This is a genomic window from Erythrobacter sp. HL-111 (assembly GCF_900105095.1).
Taxonomy (GTDB): domain Bacteria; phylum Pseudomonadota; class Alphaproteobacteria; order Sphingomonadales; family Sphingomonadaceae; genus Erythrobacter.
The window spans coordinates 1,321,562-1,340,038 of record NZ_LT629743.1 but is presented as its reverse complement, the minus strand read 5'-3'; the positions used below and the strand labels follow the sequence as shown (position 1 = coordinate 1,340,038).

Here is an 18,477-nt window from a genome sequence, read left to right as displayed (position 1 = left end):
CGCAAAGCCGCGCAGGACAGGCCACAACGACACGGATTCTCGACGATGCGCCCGCTTGCGATCATCCCCTCCGCCCTCATCGCCGCCCTTATCGCTGCCGTCCCCGCCGCGGCGCAGGACGACCTGCGGCCCTTCACCGCCGAAGACGTGTTCGAGCTCGAATGGGCGGACCAACCGCAAGTCTCCCCGGACGGGAAACACGCGCTCTATGTCCGTCGTTCGAACGACGCGGTGAAGGATCGCACGCTTGCCCGGGTCTGGCTGGTCGCGCTCGACGGCAGTTCGCACGAGCCGCTGCTCGCCGGGGAGGGGTCCTATTCCTCGCCGCGCTGGTCGCCCGATGGCGAACGCATCGCCTACCTCAGGCGCGGCGATGGCCGCACGGGGCTCTACCTCCACTGGCTCGGTTCCGGACGCACGGCCCTCCTCGGCACGTTCGAGGACGCGCCGCGCAATCTCGAATGGTCGCCCGACGGGACGATGATCGCTTTCACCAAGCCGGTGAAAGGCGAGGCCGAACAGCTCGTCAGCCCGCGCGCGAAGCCGGAAGGGGCGACCTGGGCCGAGCCGCCGCGGGTCATCGACCGCGCGCGATACCGCACGAATGACGCGGGCTTTCTCGAACTCGCCTATGACCATGTCTTCGTCATACCCGCCGAGGGCGGCACGGCGCGCCAGCTCACCTCCGGCGATTTCGACCATGGCGGCGCGCTTTCCTTCACCCCGGACGGCGAGCAGATCCTGTTCTCGGCCAACCGCCACGAAGGCTGGGAACTCGAAACGCGCGAGGCGGACATCTTCGCGGTCGACGTCGCCTCGGGGCGGCTCACCCAGCTTACCGACGAACCCGGCGTCGAGTCCGATCCCGCGGTTTCGCCCGACGGCCGTTCGATCGCCTATCTCCGCACGAGCAACGCGCGCGAGCCGTTCGTGCCGAGCGACGTGTTCGTCATGGACCGCTCGGGCGGCAATGCGCGCAACCTGACCGCGGGGCTCGACCGCGAGGCCGGGAACCTCCAGTGGTTCTCGCGCAGCGAGGTCGCCTACACCTTCGAGGACCGCGGCGAGCGCAACATCGGCATCGCCGACCTCGCCGGCGGGCGCCGGGTCGCGGTCGAGGGGATCGGCGGCACGACCATCGGGCGGCCCTATGTCAGCGGGACCTATGATGCGGGCGAGGGCGGGGCGCTGGTCTTCACGAAAGGCAGCGCGCGGCGCCCGGCCGACCTCTACGTTGCGCGCGGCGATCGCACCCGGCGCCTGACCAGGCTCAACGAGGACCTGCTCGCCCATCGCGACCTGGGCGAGCTCAGGAACTTCACCTACGCGTCCTCGCTCGACGGGCGCGAGATCGAGGGCTGGATCCTGACCCCGCCGGGCTACGAGGCGGGCAGGCGCTACCCCCTGATCCTCGAGATTCACGGCGGGCCGCACCTTGCCTATGGCCCGCATTTCTCGGCCGAGCTGCAGCTGATGGCGGCGGCAGGCTATGTCGTGGTCTATGACAATCACCGCGGCTCGACCGGCTATGGCAGCGAGTTCGCGAACCTGCTCAAGAACAAGTATTCGAGCCCCGACGATTTCGCCGATCACATGTCGGCGGTCGACTGGGCGATCGCGCAAGGCTTTGCCGACGAGGACAACCTTTTCATCGCGGGCGGTTCGGCGGGCGGCATTGCGACCGCCTATGCGGTGGGGCTGACGAACCGCTTCAACGCCGCGGTCGCGGCGAAGCCGGTGATCAACTGGGTTTCCAAGGTGCTCACGGCCGACAGCTACATCGGCCAGATCGCCAACCAGTTTCCCGGACCGCCGTGGGAACATCTCGAACATTACTGGGAGCGCTCGCCGCTCAGCCTCGTCGGCAATGTCGAAACCCCGACCATGCTGATCACGGGCGAGGAGGATTACCGCACGCCGATCTCCGAGACCGAGCAGTTCTACCAGGCGCTGCAGCTGCGCGGCGTGCCCTCGGTCATGGTCCGGGTGCCGGCGACGAACCACGGCATCGCCGGGCGACCCTCGCTGCTCAACGCCAAGGTGGACTACACGCTCGCCTGGTTCGAAAGATATCGCACCGGCGCCGAACGGTAGGGTTGCACCGCCGCCGCGTCGGAAGCGCCTCGGCGATTGACGCAGGTGCTAATGCGAATTATTCGAAACAACCGACGATCACATCATTCGCCCGGTGCCGATTCCGCCTTGTCCCTAAGGCGCGCCGGGCGGGGGCGCGAAAGGAGAGCCGCTGCAGTGCGTAGAACCTTGATCCTCGGGGCGGCCTCCGCCCTGCTCGCGGCGGCGCCGGCGCGCGCCGACGACGGCACCGTGACGTTCGAGCTGCCGCGGCAGAACGTCTCGACCTACCGCAAGCCCTATGTCGCGATCTGGCTCCAGAACGCCGAGGGCAGGCAGGTCGAGGTCTTCGACGTGTTCTACGACCAGGCGGTCCAGGGCAAACGCTGGCTGCCGACGCTGCGGACCTGGTGGCGGCGCGGCGGCCGGGCGATGACGATGCCGGCCAGCGGTGTGTCTCGCCCCACGCGCGGGCCGGGCCAGTACAAGATCGGGATGGGCTCGCTCGGCGCGCTCAAGCCGGGCAAGTATGCCGTCGTGGTCGAGGCGGTCCGGGAAAAGGGCGGGCGCGAAGTGATCGAGGTGCCGTTCGAATGGCGTCCGGGCGGGACCGTCACCGCTTCGGCGGAAGGATCGAGCGAACTCGGCCGCGTCTCGGTCGCGATCGGCGGTTGAGCGGGCGCGGTCGCGCCTTGCCGCCGCGCTTTCGAAACTTGCAATTGAATTTGATATTCATTCGCAGTCAGAGGTCTTCGATGTCCAAGCTCCCGTCCATCCTCCTTCCGCTGGCCGCCGCGGCCGCCGCCTGCGCCGTCCCGGCGCTCGCCCATACGAGCTACATGCTCCCCTCGCGCTTCACCGCCAATCTCGAGGAGATGGTCACGGTCGAGGCGGCTTTCGCAGAGGACTTCTTCGTCCCCGATGTCGCCGTCGATGCCGCCGATTTCCACCTCATCCGCCCGGACGGCACGCGCGCCGAGTTCGACAGCGTCACGTCGCTCAGGCAGCTCGTCGTGCTCGAGACGGGGATCGAGGATGAGGGCACCTACCGCTTCACCACCGGCGTGCGCCGCGGGCGGCGATCGACCATGGCGCTGGTCGACGGCGAATGGGTCAACACCTTCGCAAGCGGCGGTGAGATTCCGGAGAACGCGACGGCGACCAAGACCCGCGAAACCGAAACGGTCGCCGATGCCTATCTCACCAAGCGCGCGCCGACCCGCGCGCCGGTCGACATGCAGATCGGCCGGCTCGTGCTCCAGCCGATCACCCATCCGAGCGACGCGTTCCTCGGCGATCCCTTCGAATTCCGGATGTTCTTCGATGGAAAGCCGCTGTCGGACCACGTCATGATGATCGACCGAGGCGATGCGCGCTACGATCCGGCCGGGTTCCACGAGGAAATCGCCACCGACGCGGAAGGCAGGGTGAGCCTCGATTTCGACAAGGCCGGCGTCTACATCATCTGGACCCGCATGAGCGCGCCCGCCCCGGAAGGCGCCGACGTCGACGAGCGCAGCTACACGACTTCCCTCATCCTCGAGGTGCAGGGCTGATCGCGGCCCCGCGCGCCCCGGCCGGCCGGACCGGGCGCACGATAGGCCCCGCCGCCCGGCCGCCCGGAAATCTCGCGCCCGTGCCGAAGGAAGACCGAAGCGCCCAGCCATGAGCCCGGACAGCACGCCCCGCAATTTCTGGTCCCGCCAGTTTCGCCAGTGGCACTGGGTCAGCTCGGCGCTGGTGCTCGCGCTGATGCTGCTGTTCAGCGTCACGGGGCTGACGCTCAACAATCCCGAATGGTTCGCGGGCGAGCCGGAGATCACCTCGCGCGAGATCGAACTGTCCGAGGGCCTGACGCGGGATCTCGGCGCGATCGAGAGCGGGGCGCCGATCGGCCCCGATCTTGCCCGCAGGCTCACGCGCGAGACCGGTCTCCTCGTCGCGCGCGCCGGGCCGCCGACGGTCGATTTCGGGGAAATGATCCTCGATCTCGGCGGGCCGGGCGTGCAGGAAAGCCTCGCGGTCGATCTCGCCACGGGCGAAGCCTATCACGAGCGCATCGACAATGGCTTCGTCGCGAAGCTCAACGATCTTCACAAGGGCCGCGACACGGGGCTGGTCTGGGGCCTGTTGATCGACATCACCGCGCTGGTGTGCATCGTCTTCTGCGTCTCGGGCCTCGGGCTTCTCGCGCTCAATGCGAGGGCGCGGCGGTGGACCTGGCCGGTCACGACCTTCGGCATCGCCGCCCCGCTCATCGCCTATGTCCTGTTCGTCCACGGCTAGGCGAGGCGGATCGTGAACCTCCCCCTGCGCCCCCCGCCGAGCCTGCTGATACCGCCCGACGTGCCCGACGATGCCGAGCCGACTCCCGGGCGCGAGATGCGGCATGAGGGCGCGGTCTTCGGTACCACCTGGTCGCTCACCGTCCTGCGCCGCGCCGCGAGCGATCCCGCCAACGACGCCGCCTTTCTCGCGCAACTCGTCAGGGCCTGCGGGCAGGCGCTCGACCTGATCGATTCGCAAATGAGCCTGTGGCGGCGCTCATCGCACATCGTGCGGTTCAACGCGCTGGCGGCGGGCGAAAGGATGTGTCTGCCCGAGCCTTTCGCAATCGTGCTGGCGAAGGCTCTCGAGATCGCGCGGCTCACCGGCGGCGCCTTCGATCCGACGCTGGGCGAGGCGGCCGCGCAGTGGGGTTTCGGCGCGATCGACTGCGCCGATCCGGTCGCGAACGGCCTCGCCTTTTCGGCCCGCGGCAGCCCCGGCCCGGTCCCCTGCGAGATCGAAGGGGACGAGATCGCGAAGCGGGACGGGCTCGCGCTCGATCTCAACGGGATCGCCAAGGGCTATGCGGTCGACCTCGTCTGCGACCTCGTGCGATCCCATCCCGACACCGCTTCCTGCCTGGTCGAGATCGGCGGCGAACTGAAGGGCTTCGGCACGCGCGGCGACGCGATGCCGTTCTGGACCGACATCGCGCCCGATGGCGACCCGGCGAAGGCGACGCACCGCGCCGCCCTGTTCGGCTGGGCCTGCGCCACCTCGGGCGAGGCCGAACGGTGCCATCGCACGCCGCAGGGAGTGTTCTCCCACATCCTCGATCCGGAGCGCCGCGCCCCGGTCGAGAGCGATCTCGTCGGCGCGAGCGTGTTCGACCGGGAATGCGCGCGGGCCGATGCGCTGGCGACCGCGCTCGTCGTGATGGGGGCAGAGCGGGCGCTGGCCTTTGCCGACGCGCAGGGCATCGCCTGCATCCTCGCGCCGCGGGAAGCCGGCAGGCCGGTCCTGAGCGCGGCGATGGAACGCTGGGTCGACCATGGTTGATTTCCTCCCCCTTGGCATCGGGATCGAGCGCTGGCTGTTGGCGGGCGCGGTGCTGCTCGGCTGGATGGCGGCCTCGGCCCGGTGGCTGCGCCGGGACGAGGCGGGCGCCGGGCAGACCGCCGAAATCGTGATCGCCCACGCCTCGCAGACCGGCACCGCGACGAGCCTTGCGGGCCTGATGAAGGAGAAGGTGGCCGAAATCGGCCGCGACGCGGTCCTCGTGCCGCTCGCCGCGGCCGGGGCCGAGCAGCTGAGCGCGGCCCGGCAGGTGGTGATCGTGGCCGCGACGACCGGTGCCGGCGAGGCCCCCGATTGCGCCAGCCATGTCGAACGGACCCTGCTGGCCCGACCGATCGCGCTGACCGGGCGGCAGGTCTTCGTCCTCGCCCTTGGTGACCGGACCTACGAACATTTCTGCGCCTTCGGATACCGGGTGAAGGCCTGGGCCGAGAAAAGCGGCGCCGAGGTCGCGATCGTCGCGGTCGACAACCGCTCGGCCAGCGACCTCGAACGGTGGGACGAACTCATGCGCGCGCACGGACTGCCGCAGATAGCCAGGGAGGAGGAGCGGCTCGTTTCCGAATGGATCATCGCGGCCCGCCGGGAGGTGGCCGAAGGCGACACGCGCCCGATCCGGGGGAGCCGTTCGGGCCCGCTGCTTCACCTCGAACTTGTGCCGGGCAGCGGGGAGATGCCCGATTACGCGGTCGGCGACCTGTTCGAATGGCACGGCCCCGGCGGGGTCCGGCGCGATTTCTCGATCGCAAGCCTGCCGGGCGATCGCTCGCTCGAACTGATCGTGCGCCGGGTCGAATTGCTCGGGGGCGGGCTCGGCCGGGCCTCCTCGGTCCTGACGGCGGAGGACGGGCCGATCCGCGTGCGCGGGCGGATACGGTCCTTCCCGAGCTTTCACGAAACCGCGGGATCGGGCCCGCTGCTGGCGATCGCGGCGGGATCGGGCTGGGGCGGGATCAGGCCCCATGTCCTCGCCGCCGCGGCCGCCGGCAGGCCGGTCTGGCTGGTCTATGGCGAACGCGGCGGCGAGGACGAACCCGCCATCCTCGCGGAATTGCGCAAGCTCCACGGGCAAGGCCGGATCGCGCGCCTCGACCTCGCGCTATCGCGGGTCGCGACGGGCAGCCCTAGCTATGTCCAGGACGTGGTCGAAACCTGTCGCAGCGAGGCCGCCGCCTATCTCGGCACGGACGGGGCGGTGGCGATCTGCGGTGCCGCCGCGATGGGCGCAGCGGTCGAAGAACTGCTTGCCGGCGCCTTGCCGCCATCCTGGATCGAACAGGCGCGCGCCGCCGGCCGCTGGCGCTCGGCCCTCTATTGAGGTCGCCCGGCGCACACCGGCAGGGAGCCCGGCGAGGATTTCCCCGCCTCGCATCGCGCCATTGCCTGCCTCGATCAATCCTGTCCCCAGAAGCGACCGCGCGCCCTTGCGCGCTCAGTCCTCGAGGCCCTGGAAGACGAAGCGCTGGACCCGGCGGCCGGTGTTGACCTCGGTCGTGTAGACATTGCCCTTGCTGTCGACATCGACGCTGTGGAGCCAGATGAACTGGCCGGGATAGCGCCCGTTGCGGCCGAACCAGCCGACGATCTCGTGGTCCTCGCGGGTCAGGATCCAGACCCGCCCGTTCATCATGCAGGAGCAGGATCGGAATGGCGAAGGTGAGGGAGGAAACGTCATCCACCCGCATCTTTCTAGCCTCTCTTATTCACGGCGATGCGGTTGGGCGCCTCTCGGCGCGAGCTTGACGCCACTGCTGCGTGCGGCGGCGTAGAGCGGGCGTGCGGCACCGCTGGCGTCTGTTTCACCGCGCTGTGATCGATGGGCTTTTCTGGTTGAAGGACTTGGCTCGGGGTTTCTGCGGCACTGCCGCGCCCGCTACGTCGGCGCAGGCTTGAGCGCGAGAACGATGGCACGCATCAGATCGGCATCGGGGCACGCAGAGGCGAACGCTACGCGGATTCGGGTGGCGCTTTCCATGACGCGGGCAGCAACCTTGAGCAGCCGCAGGCGCAGGGTCGTAAACTCGGCTTTTGCCAGAGCGGTGGTCTTTGGGATCGCCTGCTGAACGCGCCACAGCAGCCAGTAGGCAGCGGTGTGCAGGATCAGGCGCATCTGGTTGGCGTTCGCCGACCGGCACGAGGTGCGGTCACTGGCCAGCTGGGTCTTGTGCAGCTTGATCAGGTTCTCGGCCTGCCCGCGCGCGCAGTAGAGCGTGTCATAGATGTGCTCGGCCGAGCTTTCGGTGAGCGATGTGACGACGTAGCGGATATCCATTCCCAGCGTGCTGGCCTCGATCCTGGCGACGACGCGGCGCTGGCGGTTCCAGCTCTTCGCGCCGTAGCGGGTCTCGGCATAGCTGCGCAGGACCGGGAGTTGGCACTCGGCGCGGCGGACCGCGCAGGCATCGGCGGCAGTGACGATAACCGGATCAGCGCGCAGCGCGGCGTTGGTCGGCAGACCGAACACGTAATCGACATGGGCCGCCTCGCAGAAGGCCATGACCTCGGGCCGTCCATAATGCCCGTCACCGCGGATGGTGATGTGGGTATCAGGCCAGTGGCGGCGAAGATGGCGCACCAGACGCCGGATATGCCCTGCCGCCTCCTTGCCAGAAGGCGTCTTGCCCGTGCGCAGCAGCATCGCCACCGGCCGGCCCGTTGCCGTGTCGTAGACATGGATCGGCAGGAAGCAGCGCTCCCCATGATGTCCGTTCCAGAAGGAGAGTTGCTGATAGCCGTGCACGACGTCGCAGGTGTCATCGATATCCAGCGTCACCGCCGCCGGCGGAGTGGGGTAGCTGGCGCAGTAGATGTCGATCATGATCCCCAGCATCTTTGCCAGCTCGCGCGTGCTCGGCGCATTCTCCCAGCGGCTCATCGTCGGTTGGCTGGCCAACCCCGCACCCGATCCCGGCAGCTTGCCCAGCGCAAGGCGGAAGCCCGGATCATCGCGCAGAGCGTCGAGATCATCGGCATCCTCATAGCCGCAGGCGATCGCGAACATCCGCGCGCGCAGGATATCTTCAAGCCGATGAACCACCCGAGCAGGATCGCGCGGATCGGCAATACACGCCGCAAGCCGCTGGCAGAGCCCCATCATGCGCTCGGCCTGAGCCAGCACCAGGACCCCGCCATCCGAGGTCAGCCTGCCGCCGTCAAACGCAGCTGTGACCTTCTTGCCGCGCACTGCTGGAAACGAAAATACGGACGCGCTATCATCGCATCCGGCGGGTGTGGTCTGTGGCATATTTTGCCCCGTTGCAGGTCTGGCTTAAGCAACCACATTCCTACAACAATGCAAATGCTTACGCCACTCCCGCCAACCCGTCAGACCACTGCCGGTGAATAATCCGGGCTAGCGCGCAAGAGTCCCCTGCCAAGCGAATTGATGCAGCGCAGCACGTGCCGGGTCCGCGCCCGGAACGAGGTGGAACGAAGCGCCCGGGATTCGCATTTGTCAGGAAATGGAAAGCGCAAACCGCCCCCGCGTCACCGTCTGGTATGATGGCGCCTGCCCGCTCTGCATCCGCGAGATCGCGCTCATGCGGCGGCTCGACCGGCGGCGGGCGATCCGCTTCGTCGATGTTGCGGATGAGGATGCGCCGGTGTCCTGCCCGATCGACCGCGCGACGCTTCTCGAACGCTTCCACGCCGAGGAGGACGGCCGCCTGCTCGAAGGCGCTGCGGCCTTCGCGGCGATGTGGCGGGCGATCCCGCTCCTGCGCCCGCTCGGCCTTGCCGCGCGCGTACCGGGAGTGCTGCGCCTGCTTGAGGCGGCCTATCGCCAGTTCCTCAAGCTCCGCCCGCACCTCCAGCGCTTCCTCGCCTGACTCCTCGCCAGATTCGCTCTTGCCCTGCGCCGCGCCATCGGCTGGAGAAGGCAGCGAAAACACGAGGAGAGGGGTTCGATGACCTATTTCGGCGCAATGCAGAACGAGATCTACAATGCCGGGCTGAAGGGCGTGCTGCCCGATTACCCGGTCGATTTCGCGAACCTCGAACGGCGCGCGCACGAGGCGATGGGGCCGATGCTGACCAATTACGTCGCGGGCGGCTGCGGCGACGAGCACACGCAGGACCGCAACGCCACCGCCTTCCACCACTGGGGCATGGTCCCGCGCATGATGGTCGATTGTTCCGAGCGCGACCTGTCGGTCGAGCTGTTCGGGCACCGCTACGAAACGCCGCTCTTCATGGCTCCGATCGGCCTCAACGGCGAAGCCTCGCAGGACCGCCACGGCGACCTGGCGGCGGCGCGCGCCTCGGCGATGACGGGCGTGCCCTTCTGCGCCTCGACCCTTGCGAACGACCCGCTCGAAGACGTGAAGGCCGCCTGCGGCGACACTCCCGCCTGGTTCCAGCTCTACACGCCGCGCAACCGGGACCTTGCCGAAAGCCTGATCCGCCGCGCCGAGGAAGCGGGTTATTCGGCGCTCGTCGTCACGCTCGACACCTGGGTGACCGGCTGGCGCCCGCGCGATCTCAACGCGTCGAACTTCCCCCAGCTGCGCGGCAAGGTGCTGCAGAACTACTTCACCGATCCCGTCTTCCGCTCGCTGCTGGCGAAGCCGCCGGAGGAGGACATGGGCGCGGCGATCTTCACCTGGGCCGCGACCTTCGGGCAGGTGCTGACCTGGGACGACATGGAATGGTTCAAGTCGGTGACGAAACTGCCCATCGTCCTCAAGGGCATCTGCCACCCCGACGATGCGAGGCGCGCGGTCGATTGCGGCGCGGACGCGGTCTATTGTTCGAACCATGGCGGGCGGCAGGCCAATGGCGGGATCGCGACGATCGACCTGCTCGCCGATGTCGTCGCGGCGGCGGGTAACGTCCCGGTGCTGTTCGATTCGGGCGTGCGTTCGGGGACCGACGCGGTGAAGGCGCTGGCGCTCGGCGCGGCGGCGGTCGGGGTGGGGCGGCCCTATACCTACGGCCTCGCGCTGGGCGGGGCGGAAGGGGCGGCCTGGGTCCTGCGCTCGATCCTCGCGGAGGCGGATCTCCTGATGGCGGTCAACGGCTATCCGACGCTGGCCGACGTGCGCGCGGCAGGCGCGGTGCGGACCGATCGCTGAGCCGTTTGCGGCCCGGGGACCGCAGGAAAAGTCTGAAAGCGGGGGAGAGACGATCCCAAGTAAGCTTGCGGACTTGACCCGGCAGGCGAAAAATTGCGCGCGCGGTCAATTCCGACTCACTTTTCCACAGCGTTCCTGTTAGATTGCAACGGCTAACCAGCAGCGAATCGGGGACGCGACAAAATGGAAAAACCGACGATCTGGTCCAGTGGTCCGGATGCCATGGGCCGCACTGTCTGCACGCATGACGAGATCACCCGGCGGGCCCATTACGGCCGGATCCAACCGATGGAAGACAGCAATCCGTTGCGCTCCATCCTGTCGCGTTTCATCCCGCTTTCCTGACGGCAGCGGCGCCCGGGTAGCCGGGCACGGACCTACGCCCCGGCCCGCGCGACGGTGACGAGCTTGGTCTCGGTGTAGCCGAGATAGCCCTCGACCCCGCTTTCCGAGCCGAACCCGCTGTCGCCGGTCCCGCCGAAAGGCGTTTCGGGCGAGCCGACGCCGAAATGGTTGATCGCGACCATCCCGGCGCGCAGCGTGCGGCCAAGATAGTGGCTTTCGTCGAGGCTGGCGGTGAAGGCATAGGCGGCAAGGCCGTAGCGCAGCGAATTGGCGATCCGCACCGCCTCCTCGATATCGTCGTAGGGCACGATCCCGGCGACGGGGCCGAAGGGTTCCTCGACCATCAACCGGCTGTCGAGCGAGGGTGCGGCGATGACGGTCGGCTCGAAGAAGTGGCCCGGCCCTTCGATGGCCTGGCCCCCGCTCACGATCTCGCCCCGTTCCCCGCCGAGCGAGGCCACAAGGTCCGACATCGCCTTGACCCGCCCGGCATGGGCGAGCGGGCCCATCTCGACGCTGTCGTCGCGGCTCGCATCGCCGACCTTGAGCTTCTGCGCGCGGGCGGCGAATTCGGCGACGAAGTTCTCGTAGATGCCCCGCGCGACGAGGAAGCGCGTCGGCGAGACGCAGACCTGCCCGGCGTTGCGGAACTTGGTCGCGGCACAGGCCGCCACGGTGCGCTCGAAATCCGCGCTCTCGCCGATCACCACCGGGGCATGTCCGCCGAGTTCGGGCGTGAAGCGCTTCATGCCCTGCGCGGCGAGGACGCCCAGTTGCTTGCCCACCGCGGTCGAGCCGGTGAAGCTGACCTTGCGGGTGACGGGCGAGGCGATGAGGTGTTCTGAAATCATCGCCGGGTCGCCGTAGACGAGGTTCAGCACGCCTTCGGGCAGGCCCGCATCGACGAAGCATTCAGCGAGCATCTGCGCGCTGGCGGGCGTGGTCTCGGCGGGCTTGAGGATCGCGCTGCACCCGGCCGCGAGCGCGCCGCCGATCTTCTTGGCGGGAAGGTTGATCGGGAAGTTCCACGGCGTCAGCAGCACGGCGGGGCCGACCGGCTCCTGCGTCACGCGCTGTTCGAGGATGGCGTGGCTGCGTGCGGGCACGATCCGCCCGCCCTGGCGCTTGGCCTCCTCGGCGAGGAAGTCGATGAGGTCGGCAGCGCCCGTCGTCTCCGCGAGCGCCTGTGCGTGCGGCTTGCCCATTTCGAGCGTGACGACCCGGGCGACCGTCTCGGCGCGCTCGCGCAGCAATTCGGCGGCGCGGCGGATAATGCGGTAGCGATCGATCGCGGGCGTGTCGCGCCACAGCGGGAAGGCGCCGTCGGCGGCGGCGAGGGCGGCATCGAGCTGTTCGCCGGACGCCTTGGGCGCGCTGCCGATCGCCTGCTCGCTTGCCGGGTTCACCACCGGCATCGCGCCTTCGCCGCCATGGGTGATCCATTCGCCGCCGATCAGCATCTTCACCTCGGGATACGTCGTCATTGGGCTTCTCCCATTTCGCGCTTCGTCTCGCCCCGGCCCCTTTCAAACCCGCGGGCGCTTTGCAACCAAACTCGCCCCGATTGTAACTTTCTTACGCCTTCTCTAGCGGGGGCGGGAACCGAATCCCCAGCCCATCCCCAGGAGCGAATCATGCTTGTCGGCGTCCCCAAGGAAATCAAGAACCACGAATACCGCGTCGGCCTCACCCCCGAGGCGGCGCGCGAATACGTGGCGGCTGGCCATTCGGTCGTGGTCGAGGCCGGGGCGGGGCTCGGCATCAGCCAGAGCGACGAGGATTACCGCGCCGCGGGCGCCGAGATCGTCGACAGCGCAGAGGAGGTCTTCGCCCGCGCCGACATGATCGTGAAGGTCAAGGAGCCGCAGCCGAACGAATGGGTGCAGCTGCGCGAGGGGCAGATCCTTTACACCTATCTCCACCTCGCGCCCGATCCGCAGCAGGCCAAGGGGCTGATGGAAGCGGGCGTGTCGGCGGTCGCCTATGAAACCGTGACCGGCCCGGGCGGCGGCCTGCCGCTTCTCGCTCCGATGAGCGAGGTCGCGGGCCGGCTTTCGATCGAGGCGGGCGCCCATGCCCTGCGCGCCAACAACGGCGGGCGCGGCACGTTGATGGGCGGCGTGCCCGGCGTGCTCCCGGCCAAGGTCGTCGTGCTCGGCGGTGGTGTGGTCGGCACGCAGGCGGCGCGGATGGCGGTGGGCCTCGGCGCGCGGGTCGAGATCTTCGACCGCTCGATCCCCCGCTTGCGCCAGCTCGACGAGATGTTCCAGGGCCGCGTCTCGACCCGCTTTTCCACCACCGGCACGATCGAACAGGCGATCGCCGATGCCGACGTGGTCGTGGGTGCGGTGCTGATCCCGGGGGCGAGCGCGCCGCATCTCGTCACCCGCGAGATGCTCGGCCTGATGAAGCACCGCTCGGTGCTCGTCGACGTCGCGATCGACCAGGGCGGCTGCTTCGAGACTTCCAGGCCCACCACGCACGAGAACCCGACCTACGAGGTCGACGGGATCATCCACTATTGCGTCGCCAACATGCCCGGCGCGGTGCCGCTCACCTCGAGCTATGCGCTCGGCAACGCGACCCTGCCTTTCGGCCTCGCGCTGGCGGAAAAGGGGATCGCGGCGTGCGAGGAGGACCCGCACCTTGCGCCCGGCCTCAATGTGCATCAGGGCCGCATCGTGAACGAGGCCGTCGCGGAAAGCCTCGGCTTTTCAATTTGAGCAGGAGACCCGCCCGATGAAGACCCGTGCCGCCGTCGCCTTCGAAGCGAAACAGCCGCTCGAGATTGTCGAGCTCGACCTCGAGGGGCCAAAGGCCGGCGAGGTGCTGGTCGAGATCATGGCGACCGGCATCTGCCACACCGATGCCTACACCCTGGACGGGCTGGACAGCGAGGGTATCTTCCCGAGCATCCTCGGCCATGAAGGCGCGGGCATCGTGCGGGAGGTCGGCGCGGGTGTCACCAGCGTGAAGCCGGGCGACCACGTCATCCCGCTCTACACGCCCGAATGCCGCCAGTGCAAAATGTGCCTGTCGGGCAAGACCAACCTGTGCAGCGCGATCCGCGCAACGCAGGGCAGGGGGCTGATGCCGGACGGGACGAGCCGGTTCTCCTACAGGGGCGAGACGATCTACCACTACATGGGCTGTTCGACCTTCTCGAATTTCACCGTTCTGCCCGAGATCGCGGTCGCCAGGATCCGCGAGGACGCGCCGTTCGAGACGAGCTGCTATGTCGGCTGCGGGGTGACGACGGGCGTGGGCGCGGTGGTCAACACGGCCAAGGTCGAGCCGGGCGACAATGTCGTCGTCTTCGGGCTCGGCGGGATCGGATTGAACGTCATCCAGGGCGCGCGGATGGCGGGCGCGGACCGGATCGTGGGTGTCGACATCAACCCTGCAAAGAAGGAATGGGGCGAGAAGTTCGGGATGACCGACTTCGTGAACCCCAAGGAAACGGGCGATGTCGTCGCGCACATCGTCGAGATGCTCGACGGCGGGGCGGATTACAGCTTCGACTGCACCGGCAATGTCGAGGTGATGCGTCAGGCATTGGAATGCTGCCACAAGGGCTGGGGCACGAGCATCATCATCGGCGTGGCCGAAGCGGGCAAGGAGATCGCGACGCGGCCCTTCCAGCTTGTCACCGGGCGCAACTGGCGCGGCACGGCCTTCGGCGGGGCTAAGGGACGTACGGACGTGCCGAAAATCGTCGACTGGTACATGAACGGCAAGATCGCTATCGACCCGATGATCACGCACACGCTGACGCTGGACGAGATCAACAAGGGCTTCGACCTGATGCATTCGGGCGAAAGCATCCGCTCGGTCGTGGTCTATTGATGGAGCGGCTTTCCGAAAACCGCAGTCATGGCGGCGTGCAGGGTGTCTACACCCACGCCTCGCGCGAGACGGGCTGCGACATGACCTTCGCGGTCTTCGTGCCGCCTCACGCGCCGGGCGAGACGCTGCCGGTGCTGTGGTATCTCTCCGGCCTCACCTGCACCCATGCGAATGTCATGGAAAAGGGCGAATACCGCGCTGCGTGCGCCGAGCACGGGATCATCCTCGTCGCACCCGACACGAGCCCGCGCGGCGATGACGTGCCCGATGCCTCGGAGGAATATGATTTCGGAAAGGGGGCGGGCTTCTATCTCGATGCGACGCGCGAACCATGGGCGACGCATTACCGGATGCGCTCCTATCTCGAACGCGAGCTGCCCGATCTCGTCGCCGCGAACTTTCCCGCCGACATGGAGCGCCAGTCGATCAGCGGGCACTCGATGGGCGGGCACGGCGCGCTCACCATGGCGCTGCGCGATCCTGCCCGCTTCCGCTCGGTCAGCGCGTTCAGCCCGATCGTCGCACCTTCGCAGGTGCCGTGGGGGGAGAAGGCGTTTGCGCGCTATCTTGGCGAGGACCGCGAGGCTTGGCGCGAATACGACGCGGTGGCGCTGATCGAGGACGGGGCGAGGCTCGACCACCTGCTGGTCGACCAGGGCACGGCGGACAATTTCCTAGAGGAGCAGCTGAAAACGTACCTCCTCGCGGAGGCCTGCGAGGCCGCGGGGATGTCCGCGACGATCCGGATGCAGGAGGGCTATGACCACTCCTACTTCTTCGTTTCGACCTTCATGGCCGAGCACATCGCCTGGCACGCCCGCCGGCTGAAGGTCTAGGCCTGCACCACCGTCTGCTCGATCGCGCCGAAGATCGAGTGGTTGGCCGCATCGCGCATCTCGACCCGCACCGTGTCGCCCGGCTGCATGAAGCGGGTCTTCGGTTCCCCGTCGCGGATCGTCTCGATCATGCGGATCTCGGCGATGCAGGAATAGCCCAGGCCCCCTTCGGCGACGGGCCTGCCCGGACCGCCATCGGGATCGCGGTTCGAGATCGTGCCCGAGCCGATGATCGAGCCCGCGCAGAGCGAGCGGGTCTTCGCGGCGTGGGCGACGAGGTCCGCCATGTTGAAGGTCGCATCGACCCCGACCTCGGCCCGGCCGAAGGGTTCGCCGTTGTAGTCCACCATCAGCGGCAGGTGGACGAGACTGTCCTTCCATGCCTCGCCCAGCTCGTCGGGCGTGACCGCCACGGGGGAGAAGGCGCTCGCCGGCTTGGACTGGAAGAAGCCGAAACCCTTGGCGAGTTCGCCCGGGATGAGGCCGCGCAGGGACACGTCGTTGACCAGCATGACGAGCTTGATGTGGCCCGCCGCTTCCTCCGGCGTCACGCCCATCGGCACGTCGTCGACGATGACGGCGACCTCGCCTTCCATGTCGCAGCCCCACGCGGTGTCGCCCAGCGGGATGTCGCCGCGCGGCGGCAGGAAACCGTCAGAACCGCCCTGGTACATCAGCGGGTCGTGATAGAAGCTTTCCGGGACCTCGGCCCCGCGCGCCTTCCTCACCAGTTCGACATGGTTGATGTAGGCGCTGCCGTCGGCCCATTGATAGGCGCGCGGCAGGGGCGAATGGGCCTCGCGTTCGTGGAAGCGCGTGCAGGGCACCGCTTCGTGTTCGACATCGCGCGCGAGCACTTCGAGCTTCGGTGCCGCCTCGGCCCAGTTGTCGAGCGCGTGCTGCAGGGTCGGCGCGATGTTGTCGGCGGCGCAGCAGCGGGTGAGGTCCTTCGAGACCACGACAAGCTTGCCGTCGCGCGTGCCGTCCTTGAGAGTTGCGAGCTTCATTGTGTCTCCCTTTGCGGGTTGTCGTTCTGGTTGTCGGGATGGGCCCGCTTGAACGGTTCCAGCGCGAGGCAGGCCGCCTCGATCCGGGTCATGCGGGGGCTGGCGGCGAGATCGTAGTCGAACCGGCGGGCGTTGTAGAGCTGCGGGATCAGCACGACCTCGAACAGGCCGGGCGCATCGAACAGGAAATCGCCCGTACCGAGCTGTTCGAGCCGCTGTTCGACCGGGATCAGCGTGCGCGCGAGCCAGTGCCGGTACCACGCGCCGATCTCCTCCTGCGACTTGCCGTATTCCTCCTTGAGGTATCTGAGCACGGGCAGGTTGAGCGGCGCGTGCAGCTCGGTCGCGATGGCATGGGCGAGTTCGCGCGCGGTGTAGCGGTCCTCGATGTCCTTCGGGAGCAGCGCCGGCTGCGGATAGGCTTCGTCGAGCCATTCGATCAGCGCCATCGACTGCGCCCGGTCGCGCCCGCCCGCCTCCAGCATCGGGACCGAGCCGAAGGGGTTGCGGCCGGTGAAAGCCGCGTCCTTGTGCGCAGCCTCCAGCAGGTTCACGGGCACGTTCTCGTAGGCGAGCCCCTTCAACTCGAGCGCGATCCGCAAGCGGTAGCTGGTCGAACTGCGGTAATAGCCGTGCAGCTTCATGCGGGCGCGGATCAGGCGAAGGCCGGGATGCCGGTGATCGCGCGGCCGAGGATCAGCGCATGGACGTCGTGCGTGCCTTCATAGGTGTTGACCGTTTCGAGATTCACCGCGTGGCGGATCACCTGGTATTCTTCCGAAATCCCGTTGCCGCCGTGCATGTCGCGGGCCATCCGGGCGATGTCCAATGCCTTGCCGACATTGTTGCGCTTCACGATCGAGATCATGTCGGGGCTGAAGCGGTGTTCGTCCATCAGGCGCCCGACGCGCAAGCTCGCCTGCAGGCCGAGCGCGATGTCGGTCATCATGTCGGCGAGCTTTTTCTGGAACAGCTGCGTCGCGGCCAGTGGCCGGCCGAACTGGTGCCGGTCGAGCCCGTATTGCCGCGCGGCGGCGAGGCAGAATTCCGCCGCGCCCATCGCGCCCCACGAAATGCCGTAGCGCGCCCGGTTGAGGCAGCCGAACGGGCCCTTGAGGCCTTCGACATCCGGCAGCAGCGCGTCGGCGGGCAGCTTCACCTCGTCCATCACGATCATGCCGGTGGTCGAGGCGCGCAAGCTGATCTTGCCCTCGATCTTGGGCGCGGAAAGGCCTTCCATGCCCTTTTCGAGGATGAAGCCGCGGATCGCGCCGCCGTGCTCTTCCGACCTGGCCCAGACGACGAACACGTCGGCGAAGGGCGAATTCGAAATCCAGGTCTTCGAGCCCGAGATGACGTAGCCGTCCCCGTTCTTCTTGGCGAGGGTCTTCATGCCCGCCGGGTCCGATCCCGCATCGGGTTCGGTGAGGCCGAAGCAGCCGATGAGCTCCCCGCTCGCGAGGCCGGGAAGGTATTTGCGCCGCTGTTCCTCCGAGCCGTAGGCGTGGATGGGATGCATGACGAGGCTCGACTGCACGCTCGCCATGGAGCGATAGCCGCTGTCGACCCGCTCGATCTCGCGCGCGATGAGGCCATAGGCGACATAGCTCGCGCCCGCACCGCCGTATTCCTCCGGCACGGTCGCGCCGAGCAGGCCCGCTTCGCCCATCAGCGGGAAGAGTTCGGGCGCTTCGACCTCGTTGCGAAAGGCCTCGATCACGCGCGGCTGCAGGGTCCCTTGCGCGAAACCCCTGGCCGCGTCGCGGATCATCCGTTCTTCCTCGCTCAGCTGGCCGTCGAGGTCGAAGGGGTCTTCCCAGTTGAACGGGACGAGACCGGATGCGGGCTGTTCGGGGGCGGGGCCGTGCATTTGGTTACTCCTGAAACTTGTTTGCTCCCCTCTTTTGCAGGTGTCGCGCGCACCGCGCAAGGGCGCGGGGGCCGAAAGACGGC

The 18,477-nt window shown here is 67.9% G+C and carries 18 protein-coding genes; 12 read left to right on the top strand and 6 right to left on the bottom strand.

The features are described from left to right. The first annotated feature begins 45 nt into the window (after positions 1-45). From BLU08_RS06375 to BLU08_RS06350, 6 genes are all read left to right on the top strand, one after another. A complete protein-coding gene (locus BLU08_RS06375) occupies positions 46-2,094 on the top strand; it encodes a S9 family peptidase (RefSeq protein ID WP_090196957.1) in 2,049 nt (682 codons plus the stop codon). A 156-nt stretch (positions 2,095-2,250) separates the two neighbouring features. Continuing rightward, a complete protein-coding gene (locus BLU08_RS06370; RefSeq protein WP_233996117.1) occupies positions 2,251-2,748 on the top strand; it encodes a DUF2271 domain-containing protein in 498 nt (165 codons plus the stop codon). Positions 2,749-2,828: 80 nt separating this feature from the next. Then, positions 2,829-3,629 carry a DUF4198 domain-containing protein gene (locus tag BLU08_RS06365; RefSeq protein ID WP_090196951.1) on the top strand — a complete coding sequence of 267 codons (801 nt, stop codon included), beginning with the start codon at positions 2,829-2,831 and terminating at the stop codon, positions 3,627-3,629. A gap of 109 nt (positions 3,630-3,738) precedes the next feature. Continuing rightward, the gene (locus BLU08_RS06360; protein WP_090196948.1) at positions 3,739-4,359 is read left to right on the top strand and encodes a PepSY-associated TM helix domain-containing protein; all 621 of its coding nucleotides are present in this window, start codon (positions 3,739-3,741) and stop codon (positions 4,357-4,359) included. A 12-nt stretch (positions 4,360-4,371) separates the two neighbouring features. Further along, positions 4,372-5,400 (top strand): FAD:protein FMN transferase, encoded by a 1,029-nt coding sequence (locus tag BLU08_RS06355; RefSeq protein WP_090196944.1) that lies wholly within the window; start codon positions 4,372-4,374, stop codon positions 5,398-5,400. Continuing rightward, the gene (locus tag BLU08_RS06350; RefSeq protein ID WP_090196941.1) at positions 5,393-6,736 is read left to right on the top strand and encodes an NADPH cytochrome P450 oxidoreductase family protein; all 1,344 of its coding nucleotides are present in this window, start codon (positions 5,393-5,395) and stop codon (positions 6,734-6,736) included. The genes BLU08_RS06355 and BLU08_RS06350 overlap by 8 nt, the downstream gene beginning before the upstream one ends. A 114-nt stretch (positions 6,737-6,850) precedes the next feature. Here the strand turns inward: BLU08_RS06350 and BLU08_RS06345 are convergent, their stop codons facing one another. Both BLU08_RS06345 and BLU08_RS06340 read right to left on the bottom strand, forming a co-directional pair. Beyond that, complete coding sequence (locus BLU08_RS06345) at positions 6,851-7,048, bottom strand: hypothetical protein (RefSeq protein WP_197676898.1); 198 nt, start codon at positions 7,046-7,048, stop codon at positions 6,851-6,853. A 243-nt stretch (positions 7,049-7,291) separates the two neighbouring features. Beyond that, a complete protein-coding gene (locus tag BLU08_RS06340; protein ID WP_090193782.1) occupies positions 7,292-8,662 on the bottom strand; it encodes an IS1380 family transposase in 1,371 nt (456 codons plus the stop codon). Positions 8,663-8,879: 217 nt separating this feature from the next. On the opposite strand from BLU08_RS06340, the gene BLU08_RS06335 reads away from it, so the two are divergent. From BLU08_RS06335 to BLU08_RS15125, 3 genes are all read left to right on the top strand, one after another. Next, the gene (locus BLU08_RS06335) at positions 8,880-9,245 is read left to right on the top strand and encodes a thiol-disulfide oxidoreductase DCC family protein (protein WP_090196937.1); all 366 of its coding nucleotides are present in this window, start codon (positions 8,880-8,882) and stop codon (positions 9,243-9,245) included. Positions 9,246-9,323: 78 nt separating this feature from the next. Continuing rightward, positions 9,324-10,490 carry an alpha-hydroxy-acid oxidizing protein gene (locus tag BLU08_RS06330; protein ID WP_090196933.1) on the top strand — a complete coding sequence of 389 codons (1,167 nt, stop codon included), beginning with the start codon at positions 9,324-9,326 and terminating at the stop codon, positions 10,488-10,490. A gap of 183 nt (positions 10,491-10,673) precedes the next feature. Continuing rightward, positions 10,674-10,835, top strand: a complete 162-nt coding sequence (locus BLU08_RS15125) for a hypothetical protein (protein ID WP_157674468.1) — start codon at positions 10,674-10,676, stop codon at positions 10,833-10,835. 32 nt (positions 10,836-10,867) lie between these two features. Here the strand turns inward: BLU08_RS15125 and BLU08_RS06325 are convergent, their stop codons facing one another. After that, positions 10,868-12,319 carry an NAD-dependent succinate-semialdehyde dehydrogenase gene (locus tag BLU08_RS06325; RefSeq protein ID WP_090196929.1) on the bottom strand — a complete coding sequence of 484 codons (1,452 nt, stop codon included), beginning with the start codon at positions 12,317-12,319 and terminating at the stop codon, positions 10,868-10,870. Positions 12,320-12,469: 150 nt separating this feature from the next. Here BLU08_RS06325 and ald point away from each other — a divergent pair, with 150 nt between their 5' ends. From ald to fghA, 3 genes are read left to right on the top strand one after another with little or no spacing between them, the layout of a single operon-like run. Beyond that, complete coding sequence (gene ald, locus BLU08_RS06320; protein ID WP_090196926.1) at positions 12,470-13,558, top strand: alanine dehydrogenase; 1,089 nt, start codon at positions 12,470-12,472, stop codon at positions 13,556-13,558. A 16-nt stretch (positions 13,559-13,574) separates the two neighbouring features. Then, entirely contained in the window at positions 13,575-14,681 is a 1,107-nt protein-coding gene (locus tag BLU08_RS06315; RefSeq protein WP_090196923.1) for an S-(hydroxymethyl)glutathione dehydrogenase/class III alcohol dehydrogenase, read from the top strand. Beyond that, positions 14,681-15,517 carry an S-formylglutathione hydrolase gene (fghA, locus tag BLU08_RS06310; protein ID WP_090196921.1) on the top strand — a complete coding sequence of 279 codons (837 nt, stop codon included), beginning with the start codon at positions 14,681-14,683 and terminating at the stop codon, positions 15,515-15,517. The genes BLU08_RS06315 and fghA overlap by 1 nt, the downstream gene beginning before the upstream one ends. On the opposite strand, the gene BLU08_RS06305 is transcribed toward fghA, so the two are convergent. The 3 genes from BLU08_RS06305 to BLU08_RS06295 are packed head-to-tail and all read right to left on the bottom strand — an operon-like array spanning position 15,514 to position 18,394. Beyond that, positions 15,514-16,524, bottom strand: a complete 1,011-nt coding sequence (locus tag BLU08_RS06305) for a fumarylacetoacetate hydrolase family protein (protein WP_090196917.1) — start codon at positions 16,522-16,524, stop codon at positions 15,514-15,516. The two genes, fghA and BLU08_RS06305, sit on opposite strands and share 4 nt — an antisense overlap. After that, a complete protein-coding gene (gene maiA, locus BLU08_RS06300; RefSeq protein ID WP_090196913.1) occupies positions 16,521-17,168 on the bottom strand; it encodes a maleylacetoacetate isomerase in 648 nt (215 codons plus the stop codon). The genes BLU08_RS06305 and maiA overlap by 4 nt, the downstream gene beginning before the upstream one ends. An 11-nt stretch (positions 17,169-17,179) precedes the next feature. Beyond that, entirely contained in the window at positions 17,180-18,394 is a 1,215-nt protein-coding gene (locus BLU08_RS06295; RefSeq protein ID WP_090196910.1) for an acyl-CoA dehydrogenase, read from the bottom strand. Between the last annotated feature and the right edge of the window lie 83 nt (positions 18,395-18,477).

What these genes read in the sequence shown, in the direction of transcription:
- BLU08_RS06365 (WP_090196951.1), top strand. Translation starts at nt 2,829, where the DNA reads ATGTCCAAGCTCCCGTCCATCCTCCTTCCGCTGGCCGCCGCGGCCGCC.
- BLU08_RS06330 (WP_090196933.1), top strand. Translation starts at nt 9,324, where the DNA reads ATGACCTATTTCGGCGCAATGCAGAACGAGATCTACAATGCCGGGCTG.
- BLU08_RS06335 (WP_090196937.1), top strand. Translation starts at nt 8,880, where the DNA reads ATGGAAAGCGCAAACCGCCCCCGCGTCACCGTCTGGTATGATGGCGCC.
- maiA (WP_090196913.1), bottom strand. Translation starts at nt 17,168, where the DNA reads ATGAAGCTGCACGGCTATTACCGCAGTTCGACCAGCTACCGCTTGCGG.
- BLU08_RS06315 (WP_090196923.1), top strand. Translation starts at nt 13,575, where the DNA reads ATGAAGACCCGTGCCGCCGTCGCCTTCGAAGCGAAACAGCCGCTCGAG.
- fghA (WP_090196921.1), top strand. Translation starts at nt 14,681, where the DNA reads ATGGAGCGGCTTTCCGAAAACCGCAGTCATGGCGGCGTGCAGGGTGTC.
- BLU08_RS06325 (WP_090196929.1), bottom strand. Translation starts at nt 12,319, where the DNA reads ATGACGACGTATCCCGAGGTGAAGATGCTGATCGGCGGCGAATGGATC.
- BLU08_RS06340 (WP_090193782.1), bottom strand. Translation starts at nt 8,662, where the DNA reads ATGCCACAGACCACACCCGCCGGATGCGATGATAGCGCGTCCGTATTT.
- BLU08_RS15125 (WP_157674468.1), top strand. Translation starts at nt 10,674, where the DNA reads ATGGAAAAACCGACGATCTGGTCCAGTGGTCCGGATGCCATGGGCCGC.
- BLU08_RS06295 (WP_090196910.1), bottom strand. Translation starts at nt 18,394, where the DNA reads ATGCACGGCCCCGCCCCCGAACAGCCCGCATCCGGTCTCGTCCCGTTC.
- BLU08_RS06375 (WP_090196957.1), top strand. Translation starts at nt 46, where the DNA reads ATGCGCCCGCTTGCGATCATCCCCTCCGCCCTCATCGCCGCCCTTATC.
- BLU08_RS06305 (WP_090196917.1), bottom strand. Translation starts at nt 16,524, where the DNA reads ATGAAGCTCGCAACTCTCAAGGACGGCACGCGCGACGGCAAGCTTGTC.
- ald (WP_090196926.1), top strand. Translation starts at nt 12,470, where the DNA reads ATGCTTGTCGGCGTCCCCAAGGAAATCAAGAACCACGAATACCGCGTC.
- BLU08_RS06345 (WP_197676898.1), bottom strand. Translation starts at nt 7,048, where the DNA reads ATGATGAACGGGCGGGTCTGGATCCTGACCCGCGAGGACCACGAGATC.
- BLU08_RS06360 (WP_090196948.1), top strand. Translation starts at nt 3,739, where the DNA reads ATGAGCCCGGACAGCACGCCCCGCAATTTCTGGTCCCGCCAGTTTCGC.
- BLU08_RS06350 (WP_090196941.1), top strand. Translation starts at nt 5,393, where the DNA reads ATGGTTGATTTCCTCCCCCTTGGCATCGGGATCGAGCGCTGGCTGTTG.